We start from the raw sequence: 25,959 nt of genomic DNA on the forward strand, positions 1-25,959 counted from the left end.
AATTATAAATTTCCTTTCATAGTTTTATTTTTTTCAAAGGCATAGTTCATAATGTAAATAGCAAACAATATTGAAAATGAAATAAACCCTATAATATAATTTAAACTAGGAATTACTAAAATACCAAATAAAGAATTAAACATAATCCCTATATAAAATGGTAAAGCTTCTCTATATTCAATATTTTTAATATTTTTAACAATATAATATATTCCTAAATTAACAAATAAAATAAAGTAAAAAACCAAAACACCAATTTTTGCACTTATATTTTGAAGAAATAACAACGGATATTTTATAACATACTCAATAACTTCACCTCGAAGAATATTTTCATATTCCATCGATAAATATTTAACATCAGGATTTATTGATTTTACTTTCTCAATTCCTATTTCATCTTTATATGTTGATACTATATGATTATCAACAAATCCTAACCCTATATAAACACTATGCCAAAATGGATGACTAGAAGTAATAGGTAAGTCTGTACCAACCTGCTTTAAAAATCTTTCTTTTGGTATTTGTATTGTATTTGACCATAAAAAATTAATAGCTAAAGAAGATGTAAGCAAAACACTTATAAATAAAACTTTATTTTTAATACAAAATCTACTAAGAAAAATATATAAACAAATAAACAGTAACACTCCTGTTCCAGCATGCCCTCTGAATAAATTTGACATCTCTAGAAATAATCCAATGATAAACAACACACTAAGCAACAACGCAGGTTTTATATCCTTCTGTTTTTTAAACATCCAAAGAAAAATAAAAATAAATGAACCAGTAAAATAAAACATTACATAAGTATCTCTAACTTTATAAGTTAATAAGGTTAGTATCAATATTCCAATAAAAGATGCAAATATAGTTTTTTTATTAGAGAACAGTAACATTGAACCCAAAATATAAAATACAAAACCAAGACTTATAATCAATACATAAAATAAACCTATAGATTCCATAGCTGACAAATTAAAATACTTATTTAGAAACTGTGAAAAGACATACAACCCCTGATCATCGCTCCATCCTGCATTAAAAAAATCACCATCTTTTTCGCCAACTCCATAGATATTGCTTTTATTTATTCCACTTATTGCATCTTCAATACCCTCGTATCTTGTGGGCATTATTTTATTTCCAATATATTCAAGCATTATTGAACTTCTCAACTATTTTATCAACATGCACATCCCATGTATATTTTTCCATAGCCATTTCATAAGCATTTTTACCAATATTTTCTATCTCATTACCTTTTGTAGCAACAAATAATATTGACTTTATAAATTCATCATAGTTGTCAGGTTCATAAACTATTGCACTATCGCTTTTAATAGTGTTAAACTTATCTAACTCATTTGCATATAACTTATCTGCAAAAACTTCCCCTATCTGGTCAAGATTACTAGCGATGATTGGTTTAGCAAATGCCATATATTCAAAAAGTTTCGTAGGGCTTCCTATAAATTTTCCTTTTTGCTTTATATGTGGTGATAAAAAACAGTCAGATATACTTAGATAAATCGGAGCTTCTTTTTGCGGTATAAGCCCTGTAAGCTTTACATAACTTTTTATATCTTCTGTTCCTAGTAAGCTTCTTACTTTTTCACCTAGAAGACCATCACCTATAAGTAAGAATTTAACATTAGAATTATCTAACTCTTGCTTATGATCTTGAACCAATCGAACTATGCTATTTGCCAAAAATTCCACACCATGCCATGCACCAAAAGTTCCTATAAATGTAAATATTTTATCATTTTTATTGAAGCCTAACTTTTCTCTCAAAGTTACCTTATTAGGTTCTTGGAAGTTTTTATAGTCATATACTCTCTCATCTATACAGTTTGGATAAAATACGATTTTATCTTTATCAAACCCTCTCTCGATTAGTTCGTCTTGTAAAACTTGTGAAACAGTGATAATAGTATCTGCACTATTTAAAACATACTTTTCCATATCCAAAGCTAATTTAGAATATTTCAAACCATCAGTTCCCCAGTTGTTTTGTACCCACACCTCTGAGCCATTGTATTCCACTATCAAAGGAACTTTATACTTATTTGAAAGATATGCTCCTGCATAATTAAAAAGTGTAAGCCTTTGGTAAATCACTTCTGGTTTGTTAGCTAACATTAACTCATCCACTTGATTTAAAAAAGCTTCATTTATTTTTATACTATTAAGCTCATAAGGAACACTATATACCACATCATTTAAATATATTTTTTCTTTTTTTATACTCTCATCTATCATTATCGGTATTTCGGCAGATATGTATGTCAAGTCTGATTTTTTTGCCAAAGAGTTAACCACACCAGAGATATGACCCAAACTACCTCCAGCTTTTGTGCCAAAACTTAGATTTGTTTTTAAATAAAAAACTTTACTATTCATATCAAGTTTGATTTTTGATTTTTGATTTTTTACTCTAATATCACTCGCTATTTTTTTAACTAATTTTTTTGTTTCAATCGCACTACCTATCATCTTAAATACAGAACTGATTCTTTTTAATAATGAAACTTTTTCTTGTCTTTTATCAGGCAATATTCTAGTGATATTTAAACTAAAAATACTAAGGCTTAAGGTATAAAAAAGATCTTGTACTAAAAAATAGTTCTCATCATTAAAGACTATAACAACCTCGTCATATTTTTTATAAGATATAAACTCTTTTATAAGATTTTTTATCCCTTTATTTTTAAGCTCAAAAAGTGATACAAAAACATTTTCACTCTCTTTAAAATTATCATTTATAAAAGTTAGATACTCTTCATCAAACCTATAAATCGATATAAAAATTTTATTTTTCATATACTCACCAACTTTCCATATCCATTTGAATAGAGTTTAAAATCATTGTAGTTTTCACTAAATTTTTTATTACTGTAGTTTTCTATTATTATTTTCTCTTTTTCAATTGTGAATTTTCTTCTTTGTTTTATGCCTCGGTACTCTACAGCTACATTAACAAAATTTTCTCCATAGTCTAACAAATAACACTTTGACTGATTTTTCATACTAAAAAGACCGTATCTTCCGTCTAGCCACTCATTTTGTTCTTCATTTTCTACTACCAAAGCATTGTGAGCTTTTGTACTTCTAAACTGATTTCTTCTATTTGGAAGAGGTGTGTAGAGATATGTTCCTGCATCTACGATAATATCTTCACTATCAATATTTAGTTCAAAAGAAAGCTTATCATTGTGAGCGTGTCCGCCATTTCCTTTTTGCCCGTTTGAACCTGCCCAAATAGCGAGATAGACTCTGTCTGATTTGAATAAATAGATTCCAGTGTCTTGGTATGCTATGAATTTTAGATTGTCCAACAGCGACTTATCGTCTTTTAAAGGTAAATCGAAAATTTTAGTAGTTGAATACTCTAAATCATCAAAAATTTTATTATTTTGTTTTACTATTTTTAACTCAAAACTTGGAATATCCAACTTCCTATTTTTTGCTAGAGATTCAATAATCTTTTTTTCTATTTGAAAACTTGTATCAAATTTTTTCTCTTCAAACAAACCACCCATAGCACATAATAAAGTTTGATGATTCAGAACATTTTCATCCCAATACTTTTCATCATCTTGATTATAGTTTTCAAGATTTTTATATTTAGATATAGCTTGCTCTTTATTTAACCATTCTCCATTTGGACTTAGTCTAAAAAATCTTCCGCTATCATTATCTCCAAACTGAACTATCTCACTTGTTGGTTTTGTAATATCTTTTGTAAACTTTCCACTTTTATAAAGTCTATCAATATACCAACTAGGTAGTACAACTTTATTGTCTATTATTTTATACTCTTGCTCTTTATATGATTTGAGTTTTGGTTGCACTTTCCAGTTATCTGTTTTATAGTTTTGTAGTGCTTCACATTTTTCTTTATCAAGTCCTAGTATCAATGCTGTAGCAAACACCATAAACTCTGAACTAAGTCTATGGTAACTTGTGCTTGCCTCAAAGTTACTTCCATCTTCATAAAACTGTTTTTGCATCTCATTTATCACTTCTTGTACCGCAAAGCCAAGCCATCTGTTTATCTCATCATTGCACTCCAAATAAGAAGCTACAAACAGTAAACCTACTATATCACTAAGGTAATGATTTGAAGTAAGATTTTCACCATATTCAAGATTGTTTACTATATGTACACCATATTCATACACAGATTGTGAAAATGCTCTATCGAACTCTTTATCTAAAATATTTGTTTTATCCATTTGTTTAAAAATATCATAAGCCAATAGCATATTAGCCACTCTAATGCCTACATCCATCGTACATGTCCACTGCACCCCAAAGCGAGGAGGATTTAAAGCTATAAAATCGCATATTTGATTTCTAAACTCTTTTATCAATAATTCATCATACCCTGATACACAATTTATTGCAAATTGAGGCAAATGCTGTAATCTCCCTATCTCCCAAGGTACTTTTATATCTACACCTGCAAGTGAATTTCTCTGATTGAGATACCACTCATTCGCACTCCACCTAAATCCACTTTTAAAATCTTTTTGCCAATCTATTGGCTCATAACCATCATCTACCAAAGAATAAATCTTTTTAGAATGCTGGACACTAGGTTTTGATACTAGATTAGTAATTTCAAATTTTTCATTTTGATAGTATCTGTTTCCTTCAACTCCAATAGCCTCACAATCATAACTATTTTTCACCCAACCACTTCCAAGCAAATCAAATCGATGTTCAAGATAAAGTTTTGAAATTTCTTTGAGATTTTTATCGTCTATATTTTTTAAATCATCCAAAACAATATAGGATTTTTTTACTCTTGAATTACTGTTGTTTATATAAGTTGTAAATACAAAGTCTTTTCTTTTTTTGACAATATGTCTAATCTTTCGTATCGTTACACAATATACTTTTTTAATAAATATATGCGGTGGTATTGTTAGGGCTTTATTTATTATAAATTTTAGGTTCATTTGCTACCTTTCTCAATATATGATACATTAGAAATTATCTCCATATTCTCTAATGCCTCTTTTACAAGTTCTTTGTTCTCAAATGTAAAATAAACTATTGGATATAAAAAATCTCCATTAAAAGGTATTGATGCATTATCGATTTTAAATATCTTCTTTCTTTTATACATTTCACCTTTTTGTGTAAAATTATTTTCGTCATATCTATTTATAAATTCATCAACACTATAAAAAATATATTCAAAATCTATATGCTTAATATAAAGTTCTTCATCTTTAGTTGTATATTCCATATGAATCAATTTCGTTACTATACTATCTTGGTGTTCCACAAAATCACCCACTATCTCTTCAATATAAAGATCACTATTAATATTTCGAATCCAAAATGTATCTTTTGATGTATAATCAACAAATTTAATTTTATGAGAACATTCTGTTCTCAATGTTTCAATAGTTGGACTTACACCAAATTCTACAGCTTCAGTAGTGAGTGTTGAATCAAATATAAAATCGTATATACTTTCATTATCAGGTGCAAATGAAAGTGTAAAATTATATTTCTCAAAATATTCTAACAATACTTTATATACATTGAAATCTATCAAATTTATCTCATAAGATATATTGGTTTTTTTATCTAAAATTCTGCTATCTGAAATTAACAATTCTCTTGAATTATCTATTTCTACAAGCCCATATTTTTCATATTGATTTTCTTGATTTAGATCGTAGTTTTTATCTCTGTATATTGTTTCTAATCTTTTTGATTTTATACTATAAGGATTTATTAAGTGTTTGTAATAATTAGTAAATAAATCAGAAACTATACAAAGTAAATAATAGTTGTCAATTGAAATATATGCATATCTGTCTTTATATATTTCATTAAATACTGCTAAAAAATTATCATCATAAAACTTTTTTATATCAATATCATTAATATTTTCTTGCAGTAGATTATAAATCAATTTTTTGTCATGTAGGACTTTAGATAATGTACTCCAAAACTCTTCTTTATTAATATTATTTTGACCTATTTTAACTATTTGAGTTATCATACTTGAAGCAATGATTGAGATATATTTTTTTCTTTGATTCTCATTTTTACTTTGTGAGAAAAAGTTACTCATTTTATAATTGTCAGCTGAAAATCTATCTACTAATATACTTAAAATAATGTTTTCAATTTGCTCTTTAATTTCACTATTTGATAAATCTATCAGTTCTTTGACATCGTTTCTAAACTCTACATTTTCATCATAAAGCTCAAAAACTTTTTCATAGCAATTGCCTATATAAATAAACTCATCGATACCTTTTGGGAATTTACTACATTGTACTTTAAGAGTTTCAAATAAATGGTTTAGTTCATTCATCATATCATATTAATTTTACTTTTTACAAATTGCAATTAAATTTCTATCATTCCACGCAGTAGCGTGACCTTCTGGATCTAATGCTCTCAATAATAGTCCCATTATTTTTTTTGCTATAAAGTGTACTACTTTCCCCTTTTTTGTATTAAAAATATTACCAGCTGTAAAAACTTCAACTCTATCAAAAAAGTTAAGTGTTACTTGAGATAATGACTCCCTTGTGAATCCAACCTCATGAGTAAAATCCATATATCGTTCATGTGTAGCAAATAACCAATCCATATTTGGAACATCAATTATTAGAACACCTTGTTCAGTTAATGATTCTCTCATTAATTTGATAAGTGGAAATATTTTTTCTTTATCAATATGTTCTAAAACGGCTTTTATAATAATTACATCAAATTTATTTTTATTATTTGCACAATATTCAAAAGCATCTATATTTTCTAAAAATGTGCTACTGCTATTGATTTTTTTTGCGTATTCTAAGTCCTCATGAGATAAATCTATTCCAAATAAATTTTTATAATTTCTTTTCTCTAAAACATTTAGTAAAAATCCTTTGTTACAACCTATTTCTAAAATATTAATTTGTTTATCTTTTGGAAAGTATTTTTCATAAAAACTTCTAAAATATTTTTCATAATAATTAACTTTTGCCTCTATAGATGAATCAATATTGGCTCCATGAATGCTGTGATATTTTTCAAATAAATCTTTTTTATAAGACATGTAAATTCCTTTGCTTAATTACTTTAAAAAAACTAAATATAAAAACTAAAAAATATGCAACAATAGTACTTATAGCAACAAGCTCCAAACCATAAGTTTCAATAAAGTTTATATTTATAACTACATTAACAACAAAAGCAACTATCCAATAATAAATCAACTCTTTAGGAAATCCTGTAGTTGCTATATATTGTTGAAATAATGTATTAATACCCATAAAGAATATTCCTATTAATAATAAATTCACTAAAATAACCGAATCACTAAACTGTTCTCCATATAGAAATGTAATCAAATACTCTGATAAAAAATAGATACATACTAAAAATAAAAAATATACTCCACTAAAAACAATAGTGATTTTTTTCATTAAATTATACTTTTCATCATTTTTTTTGAGTGATGATAATTTTTGAAATAAAACTGTTCCAATTACCACTGGTAAAATATAAATATAATCTATAAAACTTACTGCCAAAGAATAATGTCCTAAATCAGTTTTTATCAAATAATAATTCACAAAAAACAAATCTGATTTCAAAACTAAAAATGCGAATATCGCAGACAGATATGCTTTAAATCCAAATTTTGAAATCTTTTTTAATAATTTCAAAGACAATTTATACCTATATGTTATCTCTTTTTTGAGTTTGATATATGTGACAATCAAACCAAGCAATAAGCTAAATCCAAAAATAACGAGTGCATTTTTTACATCTAAGTTATAAAAAGTAACAATAGATACCAAAGCTAAAATAGTTATAACTCTTATATATACTGTCAATCTATTATCTAACTTAATCTCTCCTATACCTACTAATAAGTTCTTTACAAGGAGAGACATCAATGAAATAGGTATAAATATAAGTGCTAAATACAACAAGTCTGGTTCAATATTTAATATACTAGGATAATGATAATTTAAAAAATAAATAATAAAACCAACAATCAAACTGATAAAAAATGAAAACCAAATAGAATTTTTAAGCAACATCCCTAAAAACATCTTTTTTTGTGCCACATAATAAATATTGGCTGAGTGTAAACCAAAATTTCCAAATTGTGTTGCAATAGCGATAATAGTTAACAAGAGTGTATATGTACCATAATTTTCTACACCTAAACTTCTAGTAATAATAACATTACCTAAAAGCCCAAGAACTATAAGTATAATTCTTGAACTGTACGAATGTAAAATATTGCTAACTAACTCGCTTTTAAACATTAAAAGTGATTTCCGTTGTTTGAATCATATCCCATAATTCAATTGGCCATTTAGCAGTTTTACCACTTAAAGTTTCATATAATGCCTCAAGCTCTTCAAACTGACCTTTCTCACTGATATTTGTTATGATTTCAGCGACTTTAACACCATAGCCTTTTAATGATTTATAATCATCCATCACTATAGTTTTATTATCAAAATGCACTTCCATATACTCTTTACTGATATCTTTCGAACCAGTTGCAAAGTACTGAATATTTGCAAGTGAGCCATCTTCATATTTTAAAACTATAGATTTATTATCAGTTGATGAAAATTTGTTGTTTTTAGGAGTTAAACTCTCACTTGAGATAGAAATAACTTTTTCACCAACTATAGAAGTCATAAGGTCAACTATGTGGCAGCCCTCACCTACTATTCTCCCGCCATTTTCATGTACCCAGTGATCTAATGGTATAAACCCTGCATTCATTCTATACTGAATCAAAAGAGGATTATTTCTTTTTGAAGTATGTTTTACAATCTCGGTAGTGTATTTGCTAAATCTTCTATTAAATCCCGTAAATAGTACTGGCTTATTTTCTACATCACTACCATAAAACTCTTTTATCAAATCTAATTCTTGCTGATTTGTAGCAAGTGGTTTTTCTACAAATACATGCTTACCTGCTTTAAGGGCTTGAAGGACAAGTGAAGCATGACTATCATGTCTAGTAGCTATCATCACTAAATCTATATCTTTGTCATTTAGTACATCTTCAAGATTTGTGGTTGCATAAGTGGCACCATATTGTTTTGCCACAGATTTAGCACTGTGTCCTGTTCTGCTCATAACTGCATGAAGTTTATATTTGTTTGATAGTTTTTCAATATTTGGCATATGCATACCTGTAGCAAAGCCACCAGAACCAACGAGTGCTACATTTATTATAGATCTGTTTTTATTAGCATTTGTATGGAGTATTACTTTTTTATCTTGATTTAGGTATTCATTTATTTTACCTAGTTCAACTTGTCCATAATCAAGTAATACCATAAGAGGTTTATTGTCTGCTTGTAAAGATTCATATGCTTGTGTTACCGCTTCTATAGGATAAACACCGTTTATAAGTTTATCCAGCTTTATATCACCTGTACCAACCAATCTAAGATATTCAGTCATATTTCTGTTTTCTGTCCATCTTACATAAGCATATGGATAATCAATTCCTTTTTCTTCATAAGATTTATCATATCTTCCTGGTCCATAAGATGTTGAAATCATAAAATCAAGTTCTTTTTGATAAATATCAGCTCTATTTATCTCCATACCGACAACACCAACAAGTACAACTTTCCCTTTTTTCTTACACATTTGAAAACTTTGAGACAATGGAGCCGATGAACTAGTAGCGGCAGTAAAAAGGACACAATCTGCTCCATAACCACCACTCCAACTTTCAACTGTTTTTATTGGATCTTCTTTTGTCGGATTTATAACAATCTCTGCTCCAAGTTCTTTTGCTACTCCTAGCCTTGATTCATCTAAGTCAATAGCAGCAACTCTTACACCACTAAGTTTAAGCATTTGAACAGCCAAAAGTCCAAGTATTCCAGCTCCAGTAACAACACAAAATTCACCAAATTTCATATCGGCTCTTCGTACACCTTGCATAGCTATTCCACCAAGTGTAACTGTAGAAGCTTCTTTAAAATCTAAAGTTTGAGGCATTTTCATAACTAAATTTTGTGGTACATCTACATATTCTGCATGATTAGCTATTCCTGCTCCTGCTGCAGTTACTCTATCTCCAACTTCAAAACCTTCAACTCCATCCCCTATAGCTATAACTACACCACTTATAGAATAGCCAGTAGCATTACCTGCATCAAGAGTTCCCTTAACTTTTGCAATAGTTTTTTGTAGTCCTACAGTTTTAGCCATATTAATAACTTTTGCAACTTGTGCTGGTTGTTCCATCGCTCTTTTAATAAGAGACTTTCCGCTGTTTGTAACACCACTCATTTCAGTACCAGCTGAGATACAACTATTGACAACTTTTATAAGTAAAGAACCTTTAGTAACATTTGGAGCAGGTGTTTCTTCACCTAAAACTTTACCTTTTTTAATAATTGCTTGAATCATTTATTTAACACCCCACAAAAATCTAAATCTGTTTCTATATCAAGTTTTTTAAACTCTTTATGTGCCACTAAAAATGTCACTATATTAGCTTGCTCTAATGCTTCTTTATAATCAACTATTTCAAATTCATCATAAGTTTTTATATTTGGTTCTACTGCCAATATATCTAATCCATCCGCTTTTAATCTTCTAGCTATATATAGTGCGGGTGATTCTCTTAGGTCATCTATATCAGGTTTAAATGCAAGTCCCATACAAGCGACTTTTGCTTTTTTGCCATGTTTAGATTCATAAGATAATGCTGAATTTTTTATCTTTTCTATTGCCCATTCTGTTTTGTATGTGTTTACTTCTCTAGCAGTTTTTATCATCTTTGCAGTTTCACCGCCTGCATGGACTATAAACCAAGGGTCAACTGCTATACAGTGCCCTCCAACTCCAGCACCTGGTTGAAGTATATTCACTCTTGGGTGTCTATTTGCTAAACTAATTAGTTCCCATACATTTATATCAAATTTATCACATAGCATACTTAGTTCATTTGCAAAGGCTATATTTGTATCTCTAAAAGAGTTTTCAGTTAATTTTGCCATCTCTGCTGTTCTTGCATCTGTACTTAAAACTTCTCCACTCACAAAAGTTTTATAAAACTCTACTGTTTTTATAGTAGATTCTTTTGTAAGTCCTCCTACTATTCTGTCATTTTCAATAAGTTCTCTCATAATATGACCAGGAAGAACTCTTTCGGGACAATGTGAAATATAAAGCTTACTCGTATCAATATTTTCATCTTTTAGAGTCTTTTCTACTAGTTCTGTAGTTCCTACTGGTGAAGTTGATTCAAGTATTACAATATCATTATCTTTTACATATGCTGCTATTGCTTTTGTTGCACTTACAATATAATCAGTATTAGGTACATATCCCTCATGAAAAGGAGTAGGAACTGCAATGATAAATACATCAGCCACATCAGGAGTCAAACTAGCTTTAAGATTACCACAGTTTACAGCACTCTTTACAAAAGTATCAAGTTCAGGTTCTACAATATGAATTTCACCTCTATTTATAGTATTTACAGTACTTTCTACTACATCTACACCATGTACTTCATAGCCTCTATTTGCCAGAAGTGCCGCTGTAGGTAAACCTATATAGCCTAATCCTAATACACATATTTTTTTTCTTTGATTCATACTATTTAACCTCTTTTAAAAATTCTAATATTCTTTGACAAGCTTTTCCATCTCCATATGGATTATGTGCTTTACTCATATTACTATATTCATTTCTATCATGTAATAGTCTTTGAGCTTCATTGATGATAGTTTCTTTATTTGTACCTACAAGTTTTACTGTTCCTGCTTCCACTGCTTCTGGTCTTTCTGTTGTATCTCTCATTACAAGAACTGGTTTACCTAAAGATGGTGCTTCTTCTTGCACACCACCACTATCTGTGATTATAAAGTAAGAATTGTTGATCATATAAATAAACTGTTCATATTGGAGTGGTTCTATTAGGTACACATTTGATGTATTTGAAAGTATATCTTTTACTGGTTTTTGAACATTTGGATTTAGATGTACAGGGTACACTATATCTATGTCTGGATTATTGATGGCGATTATTTTTAAAGCTTCACAAATATTTATAAAGCCCTGACCATGATTTTCTCTTCTATGACCAGTTACAAGTATGATCCTTCTATCACCTTTCAGAGAATAGTTATTTTTGATTAGTGATTGTAAAATTTTATTTTCTAGTTCATTATTATTTTTTATTTTCTCAAGTGCTAAAAAGAGTGCATCGATAACTGTATTTCCAGTTACTATTATATTTTTAGGGTCTTTATTTTCTTTTAAAAGATTATTTTGACTTGTAGTTGTCGGAGCAAAGTGGTAATTTGACAATACTCCTGTTATTTGCCTATTCGCTTCTTCTGGCCAAGGGCTATAAATATCACCTGTTCTAAGTCCTGCTTCCACATGTCCTATTTTTATTTGCTGATAAAAAGCTGCAAGTGAAGCCGAACTTGTAGTTGTAGTATCACCATGAACCAAAACAACATCAGGTTTAAATTCATATAACACACCTTTCATCCCCAAAAGTACACTTGAAGTAATGTCATACAAACCTTGACCTGGCTTCATAAGATTTAAATCATAATCAGGTTTTATATCAAAAAGTTCTAATACTTGATCAAGCATTTCTCTATGCTGTGCTGTAACACATACTTTTGAATCAATATTTTTATCTTGTTCAAGTGCTTTTACAAGTGGAGCCATTTTGATAGCTTCAGGTCTTGTACCAAATACTAATAATATTCTTTTAATCATTTTTTATTTTACTCCCATCTTTTTCATACCAAAAAAACTCTAAATACCAAGTTACAAACTTTTCAATACCATCACTTAGTTTTGTATCTGGCTTATAATCAAAGTCATTAATTAAACCACTCACATCTGCATATGTACTTTCTACATCACCATCTTGAATAGGCATGAAGTTTTTTGTAGCCTCTTTACCTATTGAATTTTCAAGAGTCTCTATAAACTCCATTAATGACACAGGGGCATTATTTCCTATATTATATACATTATAATTAGTTGGATTATCAATTACTTTTATAATCCCATCTACTATATCATCTACATAAGTAAAGTCTCTACTCATATTTCCATGATTAAATACGTTAATTGGTCTATCATTTGTAATTGCATCAGCAAAAAGCATTGGTGCCATATCTGGTCTTCCCCATGGACCATAAACTGTAAAAAATCGTAGTCCAGTAGCTTTAATATCATAAAGATGAGAATAAGTATGTGCCATAAGTTCATTTGACTTTTTTGTTGCGGCATAAAGACTTATTGGGGTATCTGTTTTATCTGTAGTTTTAAATGGCTGAGACTTATTTAACCCATACACAGAACTACTACTTGCATAAGATAAGTTTTTAACATCATAGTTTCTACAAGCTTCAAGGATATTCATAAAACCTTTAATATTACTATCAATATATGCATGAGGATTTTCTAAAGAGTATCTTACTCCTGCTTGTGCTGCTAGGTTACATACTGCATCAAACTTCTCTTTTTCAAAAAGTGCATTTATATCATTTGTATTAGATAAATCCATTTTTATAAACTTATGAGTAGAATATTTATCACTTTTTATCAATTTATTTGATGTGATTTCATTTTGTGAAATTCCAAGCTCATTCAATCTTGCATATTTTAGATTAACGTCATAGTAGTCATTTATATTATCAAGTCCTACTACTTCATCTCCTCTTTCAAGAAGTTTTTTTGCTAAATGAAAGCCTATAAAACCAGCAGTACCTGTCACAAGAATTTTCATTATAGTCTTCCATCTGCATTAGGTAGTATTGATTTAATATCAAATATCACTTTATTTTCATTTGATATTTTTAAATTTTTATACTCATCATGTCCTACAGCTAATATCACTGCCTTATAATCATCTATATTATAATTCTCTTCTATATCAATATTATACTCTAGATTCACTTCTTCTTTATCTGCCCAAGGATCGTGAACATCTATACTACAGCCATATTCTCTCATCTCTAATATGATATCAATAACCTTTGTATTTCTTACATCAGGACAATTTTCTTTAAAAGTAATTCCTAGAATAAGTACTTTTGAATCTTTTATTGGTAAACCTTTTTGTATCATAAGCTTTATTGTTCGTTCTGCTACATATTTAGACATCCCATTGTTTATTTGTCTTGCACCTAAAATAAGGTTTGGTTTATATCCTAACTCTTCTGCTTTATATGTTAGATAATAAGGATCAACTCCTATACAATGTCCGCCAACAAGACCAGGTTTTAATTTAATAAAATTCCACTTTGTAGCTGCAGCTTCAATGACTTCATTTGTATTTATATTCATTGTATTAAAAATAAGCGATAATTCATTTACTAAAGCTATATTAACATCCCTTTGAGTATTTTCAATAACTTTTGAGGCTTCCGCTACTTTTATAGAACTGCATTTATATGTACCAGCAGTAATAATAGAAGAATAAAGGTTATCTACTTTATCTGCTATTTCAGGTGTAGAACCTGCTGTTACTTTAAGTATTTTTGTAACTGTATGTTCTTTGTCTCCAGGATTTATTCTTTCAGGACTATAACCGCAGAAAAAATCTTTATTAAATTTCATACCTGACTCTTTTTCAAGTTCTGGAACACAAACCTCTTCTGTAACACCAGGATATACAGTAGACTCATAAATAACAATATCATTTTTTTTAAGTATAGTTCCTATAGTTTGTGAAGATTTTATAAGTGGAGAAAGATCAGGTTTATTATATTTATCAATAGGAGTTGGTACAGTTATAATATAAATATTACAATTCTTGATTTCATCTAAATTTTCTGTAAATTTAATACCATTAGTAAAAGCCTCTTTTAGCTGGATAGTACTTAATTCTTCTGTTCTATCATAATTATTATTTAATTCTTCTACTCTTTGTTTATTTATATCAAAACCTATAACTTGATATTTACTTGAAAATGCATGAGCTAGAGGTAAACCAACATAACCAAGTCCTAATACACATATTTTTTCCAAAAAAACTCCCTTAACTATCGCTATTAAAGATATCTCTAGTATATATCTTATCTGATACATCAGTTAGGCTATCTTCTAATCTATTTGCAACGATTACATCACTTACTTTTTTAAACTCATTTATGTCTTTTATAACTTTTGAATTAAAGTATGTATCTTCACTAAAGTTTGGTTCATAGATTACTACCTCTATTCCCTTTGCTTTGATTCTTTTAATTACTCCTGCTATTGCAGAGCTTCTAAAGTTATCACTTCCTTGTTTCATAACAAGTCTAAAAATACCTACTTTTTTATTTGTATCTATATTTGTAGTATTTTGTGGTGTTATATGAAGTTTTTTAATAATACTATCAGCTATAAAATCTTTTCTAGTAGTGTTTGATTCCACTATAGCTCCTATCAAGTTAGACGGTACATCTTCATAGTTAGCTCTTAGTTGTTTTGTATCTTTTGGTAAGCAGTAACCACCATATCCAAAAGAAGGATTGTTATAGTGAGTTCCAATTCTTGGATCTAAGCCTACACCTTTGATGATTTCTTCTGTATCTAAGTCATGAGTTTGAGCATATGAGTCAAGTTCATTGAAGTATGCTACTCTCATAGCTAAGTATGTATTTGAGAAAAGCTTTACTGCTTCTGCTTCTGTTGAGTCTGTAAAAAGAATATCTATATTTTCTTTTATAGCACCTTGTGCTAAAAGATTTGCAAAGATTGTAGCACGTTCTGATTTTTCACCTACAATTATTCTACTAGGATAAAGATTATCAAATAATGCTTTTCCTTCTCTTAAAAATTCTGGTGAAAAAATAATATTATTTGTACTAAACTTTTCTCTTAATGATTTTGTATATCCTACAGGGATAGTAGATTTTATTACCATTGTAGCTTTTGGGTTTATATCAAGAACATCTTGTACTACATACTCTATTGATTTTGTATTAAAATAGTTTGTTTCAGGGTCATAGTCTGTTGGTGTAGCTATGATAATATAGTTTGCATTTTTATATGCCTCTTTTTTATCAAGAGTTGCTTTAAAGTTTAAATCATCTTTTAATAAATATTCTTCTATCTCTTTATCTTCAATAGGTGAATTTTTATTATTTAATAATTCCACTTTTTCTGGAACTATATCTAATGCTACTACTTCATTATGTTGTGCAAGAAGTAGTCCATTTGATAGACCTACATATCCAGTGCCTGCTATTGCTATTTTATATGACTTATTATTAAGCATTAATAATTTTATCCTTGATATTATCTATATTTTATTTTAATTTCAATTTGTAATTTTAGCTATTTTCTTCTTACAAGTTTGTTATATTATTTTCTTTTCAAGCTATTCTTTAATATAATTTTTCCAGCTTCTACACCTGGTTGATCATAAGTGTTTATTTGAACAAAACTTCCTACTATAGAAGTTAATAATTCATAAGTAAACATAAGTTTTCCTATATTGTATTCATCTTGTGATTGAATTGTAATTACATCATATGGTACATCTTTTAAATCTTCAATTGCTTGAATAGTTGAATCTGCTTGTTTGTTTATTAAGTCTTTAAACTTTACCTCATTTAAATAATCAAGTTCTTCCAATCCTTCTAAGGAAACATTTGGAATAGTTAAATCATCATTGAAATCTTCAATCTTAATAAAAGTTACTGTTTTATCTCTTTTACCTTCCATAATTAGTTGTAAAAAAGAGTGTTGATCAACGGGTCCCAAAAGGCCTACTGGAGTTAGAGCTTGTTTTGTACCATTTATATTTATTTTTCCTAGACTTTCACCCCAAAGTTGTACATACCATTCATTAAAACCATCTAGTAAAGATGAATAAGAGAAAACTACATTTATATTAAATCTATTTTTATTTTCAACTATAAATCTTGCTTTTTCCATAATAATTGAATAGTAATCTTCTTTTTCAAAAAAACTATTATAAATATCTTGACAACCTTTTAGTAACTTATCTATATCTAAACCCATAATAGCAAGTGGAAGTAAGCCAACATTTGAAAAAACAGAAAATCTTCCACCTACATTCTTGGGGATATCAAATATTTTTATATCTTTTGATTTTGCAAAAGTACTTAGCTTACTATCTGTTTCAGTTATACATACTGTGTTAATATTATTTAACTCTACCTTAGAAGATAAGTATTTTAAAATAGATATTGTTTCAATTGTTGTTCCAGATTTTGAAATAACTATAAATAATGCATCTTCTAAATCAATCTTTTTTATTCTTCTTTGTAAATCAATTGGGTCAGTTGACTCTAAAAAGTGAAGTTTTTTATCATTTTCTTTATCTATTAAAAAATGATGAATAGCAAAAGTACCTAAAGAACTTCCTCCAATACCAACTACTACAATATGTTTTTGTTTTACATTTTTTGCAAAACTTTTAATTTCTTTTGTATCTTGGAAAGGAAGATTGTAATAACCTATTGTCTCTTTCTCTTTTTTAATCTTTTCAAAAATTTCTTCATTTGATTTTATTTGATAAAAGCTTTTTTGATACTTCACTTCTTTTCCTCAATCTCTTCTATCTTGTGTTCAATAAAGTTTGATATAGCATCTTTAATATTTTCTAACTTATTTGGATTTCCTTGAAGTCTATCAAAATGTTTTTCTATATTTTCATTTTCTTTTATTTTTAGCTCTGCTATCTTTTCACAGATATCTAAAAAAGTTGCATATGGTACATCATCCCCACGCTTTAAAAAATGAATAGATCGTTGTAAAGATACAAAAGGATTCACACTAACTTTAGAAAGATTATTTACTCTCGTATTTATATAGGTTATAAACTCTTGTCTCATTTCACAAGAGACTACAGTAAGAAGTCTTTTTCTTGTATTATAAGTACACTCAAAAGCAACTTTTGTTGAATCAAAATCAAAACCTTCAACAAGTTCTTGTAAGGTAGAATTTTTAAATTTTTCTCTAAAAACCAGTTGATAAATGTCATTTTTATATCTATATGTATACGAGTTATTTTCATACTCAAAATAGTCTTTATTTAAAGCATTATTCATAAGCTCTCTATCTTCTGATATAGGGAAAAACATATCTAAATCTCTAAAGATATCTGATTTTATACATGACCCAGCTAAATACAAAGTAATCTCTTCTTTCACAATTGGCTCCACCAAAAGTCTTTGAAAAAATTCATTAAGCTTTAATACAATATTATCAAGCCTATAATCAAATGCTAATGCTTGATCATAAGATAAAATATCTTGATAGTTTTTCCAAAAATCGTAAATCAAACGTTGTCTTCCTTTTTTATACTTTTTATAAACTCTATAAAAAAAACTAAGAAAATAGAAAGAATAAACCCTGTCACAAAAGCAACTGTAACTATAAGTTTTTTCTTTGATTTATTTATAGGTTCATCAGATATATTAATTTCACTTACTTTTTTAGTAGGAATGTATTTTTCATATGTTTTTAACTTTTCTGTATGTCTTTCTATTACAAAGTTGTAAGTTTGATTTATAACTTCTTCTATTTTACTCTTATTTGTGTTACTTACTATTATTTCAAGTAAAGAGTTTGTTCTTTTAGGAGTAGAGATATTTACATTAAATTTATCTTCTAATATAACCTTTAAATTATTTGTATTATCTACATTTATAAATGTATTTTCAGTAGTTTTATATTCCCCTATTTCAACTAAAAGGGAACCTTTATATATAGGTTTAGGATTTAAAGTCATTACATAAGCAACTGAAAGCATTACAACTAAACTTGTAAAAAGAATAATAATCTTTTTATATGACCACAATGTTTTAAATAATTTTCTTAAATCAATTTCATCTTCTGAAATATATTCTCTATTTTGCTGCATAAATCTCCTAAAATGTAATAATAAACTCTATTATACCCTATTAAAATAATATTACTTTTAAATTACTACAAAACTTTTAAAACATCTTGTGCAGTTATTAGCTTCATACAGTTCTGATGTTTAAGAGGACAGGCCCTTTTCATACAAGGTGCACACTCTAAGTTTTTTGTTATTATATTTTCATTTGGATTATTCCATTGGTTTGTTTCTTTAAATCTTGTTGGCCCAAAGATAGCTGCTGTTTTAACTTTATACGCAGCTGCTACATGCATAGGTCCAGAATCATTTGTAATAAAAACATCTAAACCTGCTATTTTTTCTATAAGTTCTGGTATTGTAGTTTTTCCTGCAAGGTTTTGATAGTTTTTAATTCCTTTTGATAAAAGCTCTTTTTCAATATCTTTTGCAATATCAGTCTCAGAAGGTCCTCCAAAAATAATTATATCATGAGTTTTTGACATATCTATTGCTACTTTTGCAAACTCTTCTGGATACCATCTCTTTGCACTCCCATATGTAGCTCCAGGATTTATTCCAAGAGTTAGGTTAGGATATTTATAAGCAGAAAAATATAGTTTTAAATCTCCTGCTTTATTATCTAAGTTTGAAACATGATTTACAAAATCATTGTATCTTAATACTTGATGAATCTGCTCTTTCTCTAATCTTTTATAATTAAACTTCTTTTTTGCATTTATAAAAAACATCATAAACTTAGAAGAAAAGCTTCTTCTAAAAGAAAGAGCTAAATCAACTTTTCCTATTTGTTTAGCTAACTTATAAAGATTTAGATATCTATTTCCTTCTTTTTTGGTATTATCAACTATTACTTTTTCTATATTTTTAAAGTTTCCTAATGCTTGAGTTGACACAAAAGAACCAAGAAGAACTATCTTTGCATCTGGATATGTTTTTATCAAGTTTTGTATAGCAGGAGTTGTCATAATTGCATCTCCAAGCCAAGTTGGTATCTCTATAAATATTTTTTCAATCTTCATTTTATTTTTCATTTAAAAACTCTTTCAACACATAAAATTGTGGTAATTTAACTATTTTACCATCTCTATTATCAACTAAACCATATCCAGGTGCGATAAGTTGATGCCAGTAAACCTTTTGTATTTTTTTACTTCTTTTTACTGTTTCTAAATACTCAACCATATATTTGGAATAATCTTCATTAGAAACACACTCATGTTCACTTGTTGGGGCATAAGGAGCAGTATTTGAAAGAGGCCAATTTACTTCTGTAATATATACCTCATCATTTGTTTTAGGTGAAAGTTTACACAAAGAATATAGTAAGTCAATCTTATTTTTTGTATCAAAAAAACCATACTGTGTATTTGAAGGAGCTCCACGTCTATCTACATATAAAAGAGAACTTACTTTATCATACTTTATATTATATAAGTTAAACATAGCCCTAACATTGTAATAGTACTCAAAATCTATAGTACTAGGTCCTATTAACTTTAAGTCTTTAAATTTTTCATTTCTTATCTTTTGGGCTACTTTAAAAACTTCTAAATACTCTTTTACAGCAAAGAATCCCCATTTTGCTCTGTTTATAGTAGTACCTATTTGACACTCATTTACAAAAGAATTAAACTTTGAAAATATAAGTTCTAAATCTTTTTTTAGAAGTTCTTTATCTTCAATATGTGCTCTATCTTGCATAATATTTAGTAAAATATTTTTAGGTGAGTTTTGATTAAAGCTTTTTGCAAACTCTACATAAGAATCAATATTTTGCATATCCCAAAGAGGTATTCTAATGATAAGATTTTTAACACCAAGTTCTTCTATAAGTTCTTGTTGTATATTATTTCCATCATCTTTATCTAAATTTACTCCAAGACCTATAAAGTCTTTATTTGAAAGTTGTTCTATACCTCGAAATAGCTTCATTACTAAAATTGCAAGAGGCAAAATCAAAAGTGAAGAAAAAAGCATTTTGATATAATCCAATATATACTTTTTTCTCATGTTTTTTTTGTAAGTCTTATCTTTTATTACACTTGGTTGGTCGGAATATTTATCCCAGAAAAAAGGTGCTTTATTCATATTAAAGCCTTGTAAAAGGACGTTTGCCTAATTTCGCTCTTTTCACGTCCTTTTCATACATTTTCATAAACTTATCCCACTGTCTTTTTATCTTATACTTAGTATATGTCTTTGAAGCCTTATAAAGTGTAAATTTTATACCTGTTCTTTTAGCACCTAAGCCATCTACTATTATTAGTTTGTAACTATTGTCTGAAACTTTAGGACAAAATATATTAGTTAGACTTGTATCTACAAATAAGATTAGGTTTTTTTCTAAATAGTTTTTTAATTCATTAATCAGCTTTTCTTGCTCATCTAAAGGGATTATTTTATTTGCTAAGTAGTATCTAAAACTTTTACTAGGTGTTCCATCAAAATCTAAAACTCTATCAAAAACAAGTCCCTTGCCTAAGTTCGTATTTACATAACCATAACAATCTGTCACCTGTGATAAGTCTATATTTTTTCTTTTTTTTATATATTTCATATATGAATATTCTAATTCATTTTGATTATTGTGCTCATCTTTTTTGTGAAGAGTTTTAATAACTTTAGTACTGTCATCTGGATGAAGATAACAATCTCTTTCTCCACCTTTCGCAATAAGTAAATTTTTATTTAGAGTAATCACCTACTTCTCCAATACTTTATTATATGTATGTTCTAAAAAAAATTTACAATCATCTAATTCTAAATCTGTATTAATATATGTATAAACAAAAGATGGTTTTGCAAGATATATTTTAAAGTTGTACTTTTTATATTTTTTAACATCTCTTTTTTTCAACTCATCTTTTCTGCTTAATATAGTTTTGGGTTTTGCATCTAAATGAATTGTCCAAAAAACAGTAGGAATCATAGATAAAAGTTTATTCCAGTTTTTTCGTAAAATTGTTTTTTTATCTAAAAAAGAGATGTTTTCTAGTAAATAGTCATTGAAAAACCTATCTACAAAAACTATCTTGTTTTTAAACTTTGAGTTAAACACTAAATAAGGGTAATAAAATATACCTGCTAATAAAATCAAGAAATAGTGTACATCATCATGCTGGTCTTTTTCAGGTTTTTTACCCAGTTTTCTCTTTAAAAAAAATCTATTGATGGGATACATTAAATTATAAATTATAGAACGTCTTACGATTTTCTTAAATCTTTTATATAAAATGTTTTTTTGCTTTATATCAATAGCAGAAGTTAATAAAGTTGTTTTACCTACACCATCAGGACCAACAATTGGATAAATTCTTCTTTTTTTATACTTATTAAACTCTTTTTTAAATTTTATTTTCTCTTTTGAAATATCGTAAGAGTATTGAACCTTAATAAAAAAAGACTCTATCTCTTTTGTATTGTATATTTCAATAGTAAAAAAATCAAATTCATTTTTAAATATAGAAAAGCAAAATTTATTTCTAGAACAAAATCTAAATAAAATTTTAAAGAAGCTATCTAAATCTTTACTTTTAATATTAATTCTATTATTTTCTGAACTAAACTCTAAATTTTTCTTCTCAGCTTTTCTAGTCAATTTTAAAAATAGACTATCATCTAAAAATATATTCTCTTTATTCACTTAATAATTCCATTAAACAATTTTCTATTTCTTTATACTTTTCTTTTGAATAGTCACTTGAAAGCATAAAGTTATTTTGATTTTGTTCTTCACTTATCGTTGCCCATCTTTTTGAACTAGCAAATAAAGAGTCTCCAAAAAAAGAGATTGTTTTTGTATTTGTTGCCCCTGCTAAATGCATAGGTCCCGTTGAAGTACTAATAAAAAGATAGGATGAGGCTATATATTTAGTAAACTCATACAAAGGTATCCTTGAATCAAAAAGTTCTATTTTTTGTTTTTCTTGAGGACTTAACCTTGAAGAAATATACTCTTTAGAAGATTTATCATCTGGTCCAAAAGTAAAAACAACTTTGTATGAAGTTTGAAGGGCTTTTCTTGCAAGTTTAATATAATCATCTAAAGATAAATTTCCATCACTACTACCACCAAAACCAGGATGAAGAATCACTCTTTTTTTTGTGGCTTGAAATGAAGAATGAGTTCTAATTAATGGTCTTGAAAATGATAAGTCAATATTAGGGAAAATGGCTTTTGCCAAATCTAAATTATATTGCCATTCTGTTTTTTCAACTTGACTTCTTCTTTGTTTTATTCTTTTAGTAAAGAAGATTTGAGCAATCTTTGTAGCTGGTGCAACTCTTATTTTTATGCCACTTTTAAAAAGAAGTTTTCCCAATACCGTATCTATATAAGCACTAATACTTACATCAAATTTCTTCTCTTTGATTTCTACTAAGGTTTTATTTAAATTATTTTTATCAAATAAAATCACATCATCAATAAAGTCAATCTCTTTTGCAAGGTCAAAGTTTATTTTACTTACAAGTGCTGTTAACTTTGTATTTGGATACTGTTCTTTTATTGCTTTAAAAAGAGGCAGTGTTACTACAAAATCACCGATTTTATCATGTCTAGTAATAAGAAGATTCACTATTTCTTACCTCTTATTTTTCTTTTAAACTCTACAAAGTCTTTAAGTTTTTTATCACACTTTTTTAAAATATCTATTGCAGTATCTTTTTCAACATTCGCAAGCTGTGAATAAGTAGTTGCAATTAAGATAATATCATCTTCATCTAACCAAAGCTTTGCAAAATTATCAAGTCCAGTCTCTAAATCAATAGTTTTAAATTCCATTCTATTTATGTCTACTACAGAAAACTCGTAAGTTTCATCTTTGATTGAAACTAAAGTATTACCTGCTGAAAAATCTTTGTGATAAACATTGTTTTTATGTAGATTAAAAGTAAACTCTACAAACCTCTTTATAATCTCTTCTCTATTTGCTAGACTCTTATTTCTAAGAGGTTCTCTAATTGTAAAATCATACTCATATTTTTTTGCTATGAAAAAACTCTCTTTAAATAAAAAGTTTCTATAAAATTCTATATATCCTATTGGTTCTGGTGTATTTAAACCTAAGCTTCTTAATTTCACTGCATTTTTATATGATTTTTTTGCCTTTGAATCTCTAAAATATGCGTAAACAATTTGATTTACTTTATTTGGTATTCTAAAAGCTTTTACAACTGTTTGCACATCTTTATAATTAATTACTTTTAATTCATTTCTTGCTTTATGAATAGTATTTGAGTTTTCTTGGAAATATTTTTTTATATTTAGCAAAAAATCTTTTGTATTTTTATATTGTTCATTTAGTTCAAATTTGAAGTTCAACTTTTTCCTTAAGTGTTATAAGTAATAATATTTTATCAAAAAACTCATTTGATTTTATTAAATAATTACTTATTATAATTTAATATTTTTTTAAGTATTATTCAAGCCCATATTTTTAGAAGGACTTTAATGAATAACTTTATATCAAAACTACTATATAATGTTTTTATAGCACTTATAATTACAGCCTTATTTATAGCGGTTGAACAAATTTACAGAATATACAATGATATTTTATCTTTTAATCTTACACCCAAAAGTATTGTAGAACAGTTTGCAATAAATCTTCTTATTGTTTCAATAGTAAAAACTAGAGCTATTCTTATTACATATATTATAATTGCTGCTTTTGTTTGGTTCCAGATTTTACACTTTGCATATTTTGGAACATGGATTTTCCCACTAGAGTATTTACTATTCTTTACTAAATTCCAAGAAACATATGATACTTTTAGAACAGTTGCTGAAATAGGAATAATTCCTACAATAATGATTTTAATTTTATTAATTAGTATATATTATTTACTAAGAAATTCTGAAGAAAAAAGACTTAAAATTCCATTTTTATCTTTTGTTATAATTGCTTTTATAATTTTTGTTCCAGTAAGAGTTTATGTAAAAGATTCAAAAAAAGGTCATAGACCAAATGTTGAATACTACCCTCTTAAAAACACAGTTGTAAACTTAGGTTATTTATTTGGAAATATTCTACCTAAAAAGGCTATGGGTAATAGTGGTCTAGAACAACCTGTAATCCCTACTCCAAATCTACTTACTAAAAATCCAGATGTTAATATTATTATGATTATGGGTGAGTCTTTAAATAGAAATTTTATGTCTTTATATGATTATAAAATAAAAACTACTCCATTTTTAGATTCAATAAAAAATGATGGAAATTTTGTATATAAAAAAGGTATTGCATCAGGTGTTGTAACAGATGTTGCTGTACCATCTTTTTTCAATATTATTAAAAGACCAGATGGTGTTCCTCAAATTATTTCAACAAATACTTGCCTATTTAAAATGGCGAAAAACAATGGTTTTCAAACACACTTTTATAGTTCACAAGCACAAGATCAATTAGCTCAACTAAAAAGCTATATTTGTACAAAATGGATTGACGATTATGTTGATGGAACAAGTGTTACAAAAGATATTGACAAGCCAGCTTTAGATACATTTTTACTTGATAAAATTGAGCAAGTTGATTTTTCAAAACCTAGTTTTGTTGCTCTACAACAAAGAGCTTCTCATACTCCTTTTATAGATACTTTTCCAAAAGAGTTTGAAATCTTTACAAAAGAAAACATAGAAGATAAAACAATTATTCAAAATACAATTGATTATGCAAACTCAATTCACTATACAGATTATATTATCTCTCAATTAGTAAAAAAAGTAAAAGAAAAAACGAATAGACCAACTTATTTTATTTTTACTTCTGACCATGCTTCAAATGTTGGAGATCCAAATAGACAAGGGCATGGAAGATTAAATTATGATGCTGTATATCAAGTACCATTCTTTGTTTATGGAATTAATAATGCAAAAGTATTAAAAGATAAATTCTCTGATTTTGAATTTATTTCACATTATCAAATGGGGAATGTAGTTAGTAATCTTTTAGGATATGAAGAAAAGTATGATTATTTTAATGTAAGAGAAGATTACTTTGTATGTGATTCAGATATCTCAGGATTATCAGGAATTTTAAAAATATCTTTTGATGAAAATAACAATCAAACAAAAACACTAATAGAGTAAA

At 27.7% G+C, this 25,959-nt stretch carries 22 protein-coding genes; 1 reads left to right on the top strand and 21 read right to left on the bottom strand.

Going from position 1 to position 25,959, the window contains the following annotated elements; translation table 11 throughout:
* Positions 1–2 precede the first annotated feature (2 nt).
* From CRV03_RS03260 to CRV03_RS03360, 21 genes are all read right to left on the bottom strand, one after another.
* Complete coding sequence (locus CRV03_RS03260) at positions 3–1,166, bottom strand: hypothetical protein (RefSeq protein ID WP_129083716.1); 1,164 nt, start codon at positions 1,164–1,166, stop codon at positions 3–5.
* Positions 1,159–2,829, bottom strand: coding sequence for a glycosyltransferase family 4 protein (locus tag CRV03_RS03265; RefSeq protein ID WP_129083717.1), 1,671 nt, complete (start codon positions 2,827–2,829; stop codon positions 1,159–1,161). Before CRV03_RS03265 ends, CRV03_RS03260 begins: the two co-directional genes overlap by 8 nt.
* Complete coding sequence (locus tag CRV03_RS03270; RefSeq protein WP_129083718.1) at positions 2,826–4,973, bottom strand: alginate lyase family protein; 2,148 nt, start codon at positions 4,971–4,973, stop codon at positions 2,826–2,828. Before CRV03_RS03270 ends, CRV03_RS03265 begins: the two co-directional genes overlap by 4 nt.
* Positions 4,970–6,355 carry a hypothetical protein gene (locus CRV03_RS03275; protein WP_164968609.1) on the bottom strand — a complete coding sequence of 462 codons (1,386 nt, stop codon included), beginning with the start codon at positions 6,353–6,355 and terminating at the stop codon, positions 4,970–4,972. The genes CRV03_RS03270 and CRV03_RS03275 overlap by 4 nt, the downstream gene beginning before the upstream one ends.
* Positions 6,356–6,367: 12 nt before the next feature.
* A complete protein-coding gene (locus tag CRV03_RS03280) occupies positions 6,368–7,087 on the bottom strand; it encodes a class I SAM-dependent methyltransferase (RefSeq protein WP_129083720.1) in 720 nt (239 codons plus the stop codon).
* Positions 7,077–8,312, bottom strand: a complete 1,236-nt coding sequence (locus CRV03_RS03285) for an oligosaccharide flippase family protein (protein ID WP_129083721.1) — start codon at positions 8,310–8,312, stop codon at positions 7,077–7,079. The genes CRV03_RS03280 and CRV03_RS03285 overlap by 11 nt, the downstream gene beginning before the upstream one ends.
* Positions 8,305–10,437, bottom strand: a complete 2,133-nt coding sequence (locus CRV03_RS03290; RefSeq protein ID WP_129083722.1) for a bi-domain-containing oxidoreductase — start codon at positions 10,435–10,437, stop codon at positions 8,305–8,307. Before CRV03_RS03290 ends, CRV03_RS03285 begins: the two co-directional genes overlap by 8 nt.
* Positions 10,434–11,633, bottom strand: a complete 1,200-nt coding sequence (gene wecC / locus CRV03_RS03295; protein WP_129083723.1) for a UDP-N-acetyl-D-mannosamine dehydrogenase — start codon at positions 11,631–11,633, stop codon at positions 10,434–10,436. The genes CRV03_RS03290 and wecC overlap by 4 nt, the downstream gene beginning before the upstream one ends.
* A gap of 1 nt (position 11,634) precedes the next feature.
* The gene (wecB, locus tag CRV03_RS03300) at positions 11,635–12,774 is read right to left on the bottom strand and encodes a non-hydrolyzing UDP-N-acetylglucosamine 2-epimerase (RefSeq protein WP_309109184.1); all 1,140 of its coding nucleotides are present in this window, start codon (positions 12,772–12,774) and stop codon (positions 11,635–11,637) included.
* Positions 12,767–13,795, bottom strand: coding sequence for an NAD-dependent epimerase (locus CRV03_RS03305; RefSeq protein WP_129083724.1), 1,029 nt, complete (start codon positions 13,793–13,795; stop codon positions 12,767–12,769). The genes wecB and CRV03_RS03305 overlap by 8 nt, the downstream gene beginning before the upstream one ends.
* Positions 13,795–15,039 (bottom strand): nucleotide sugar dehydrogenase, encoded by a 1,245-nt coding sequence (locus tag CRV03_RS03310; protein WP_258238992.1) that lies wholly within the window; start codon positions 15,037–15,039, stop codon positions 13,795–13,797. The genes CRV03_RS03305 and CRV03_RS03310 overlap by 1 nt, the downstream gene beginning before the upstream one ends.
* Positions 15,040–15,049: 10 nt before the next feature.
* Positions 15,050–16,273 carry a nucleotide sugar dehydrogenase gene (locus CRV03_RS03315; protein ID WP_129083726.1) on the bottom strand — a complete coding sequence of 408 codons (1,224 nt, stop codon included), beginning with the start codon at positions 16,271–16,273 and terminating at the stop codon, positions 15,050–15,052.
* Positions 16,274–16,359: 86 nt separating this feature from the next.
* Positions 16,360–17,562 (bottom strand): glucose-6-phosphate isomerase, encoded by a 1,203-nt coding sequence (locus CRV03_RS03320; protein WP_129083727.1) that lies wholly within the window; start codon positions 17,560–17,562, stop codon positions 16,360–16,362.
* Positions 17,559–18,308 carry a hypothetical protein gene (locus tag CRV03_RS03325; protein WP_129083728.1) on the bottom strand — a complete coding sequence of 250 codons (750 nt, stop codon included), beginning with the start codon at positions 18,306–18,308 and terminating at the stop codon, positions 17,559–17,561. Before CRV03_RS03325 ends, CRV03_RS03320 begins: the two co-directional genes overlap by 4 nt.
* Positions 18,305–18,889: a Wzz/FepE/Etk N-terminal domain-containing protein gene (locus tag CRV03_RS03330; protein ID WP_129083729.1), complete on the bottom strand. Its 585-nt coding sequence runs from the start codon at positions 18,887–18,889 to the stop codon at positions 18,305–18,307. The genes CRV03_RS03325 and CRV03_RS03330 overlap by 4 nt, the downstream gene beginning before the upstream one ends.
* Positions 18,890–18,954: 65 nt before the next feature.
* Complete coding sequence (locus CRV03_RS03335) at positions 18,955–19,899, bottom strand: glycosyltransferase family 9 protein (RefSeq protein ID WP_258238993.1); 945 nt, start codon at positions 19,897–19,899, stop codon at positions 18,955–18,957.
* Positions 19,889–20,956: a hypothetical protein gene (locus CRV03_RS03340; RefSeq protein ID WP_129083730.1), complete on the bottom strand. Its 1,068-nt coding sequence runs from the start codon at positions 20,954–20,956 to the stop codon at positions 19,889–19,891. The genes CRV03_RS03335 and CRV03_RS03340 overlap by 11 nt, the downstream gene beginning before the upstream one ends.
* Position 20,957: 1 nt before the next feature.
* Complete coding sequence (locus CRV03_RS03345) at positions 20,958–21,569, bottom strand: YrbL family protein (protein WP_129083731.1); 612 nt, start codon at positions 21,567–21,569, stop codon at positions 20,958–20,960.
* On the bottom strand, positions 21,570–22,511 hold the full coding sequence (locus tag CRV03_RS03350; protein WP_129083732.1) for a hypothetical protein: 942 nt from the start codon (positions 22,509–22,511) through the stop codon (positions 21,570–21,572).
* Entirely contained in the window at positions 22,504–23,445 is a 942-nt protein-coding gene (locus tag CRV03_RS03355; protein WP_129083733.1) for a glycosyltransferase family 9 protein, read from the bottom strand. The genes CRV03_RS03350 and CRV03_RS03355 overlap by 8 nt, the downstream gene beginning before the upstream one ends.
* Positions 23,445–24,191: a lipopolysaccharide kinase InaA family protein gene (locus tag CRV03_RS03360; protein WP_129083734.1), complete on the bottom strand. Its 747-nt coding sequence runs from the start codon at positions 24,189–24,191 to the stop codon at positions 23,445–23,447. The genes CRV03_RS03355 and CRV03_RS03360 overlap by 1 nt, the downstream gene beginning before the upstream one ends.
* Before the next feature lie 129 nt (positions 24,192–24,320).
* Between CRV03_RS03360 and CRV03_RS03365 the strand changes: the two genes are divergently transcribed.
* Positions 24,321–25,958, top strand: coding sequence for a phosphoethanolamine transferase (locus tag CRV03_RS03365; RefSeq protein ID WP_129083735.1), 1,638 nt, complete (start codon positions 24,321–24,323; stop codon positions 25,956–25,958).
* Position 25,959: the final 1 nt, after the last annotated feature.

Origin of the sequence: Arcobacter sp. F155 (genome assembly GCF_004116455.1) — a bacterium.
Classification (GTDB): Bacteria; Campylobacterota; Campylobacteria; order Campylobacterales; family Arcobacteraceae; genus Halarcobacter.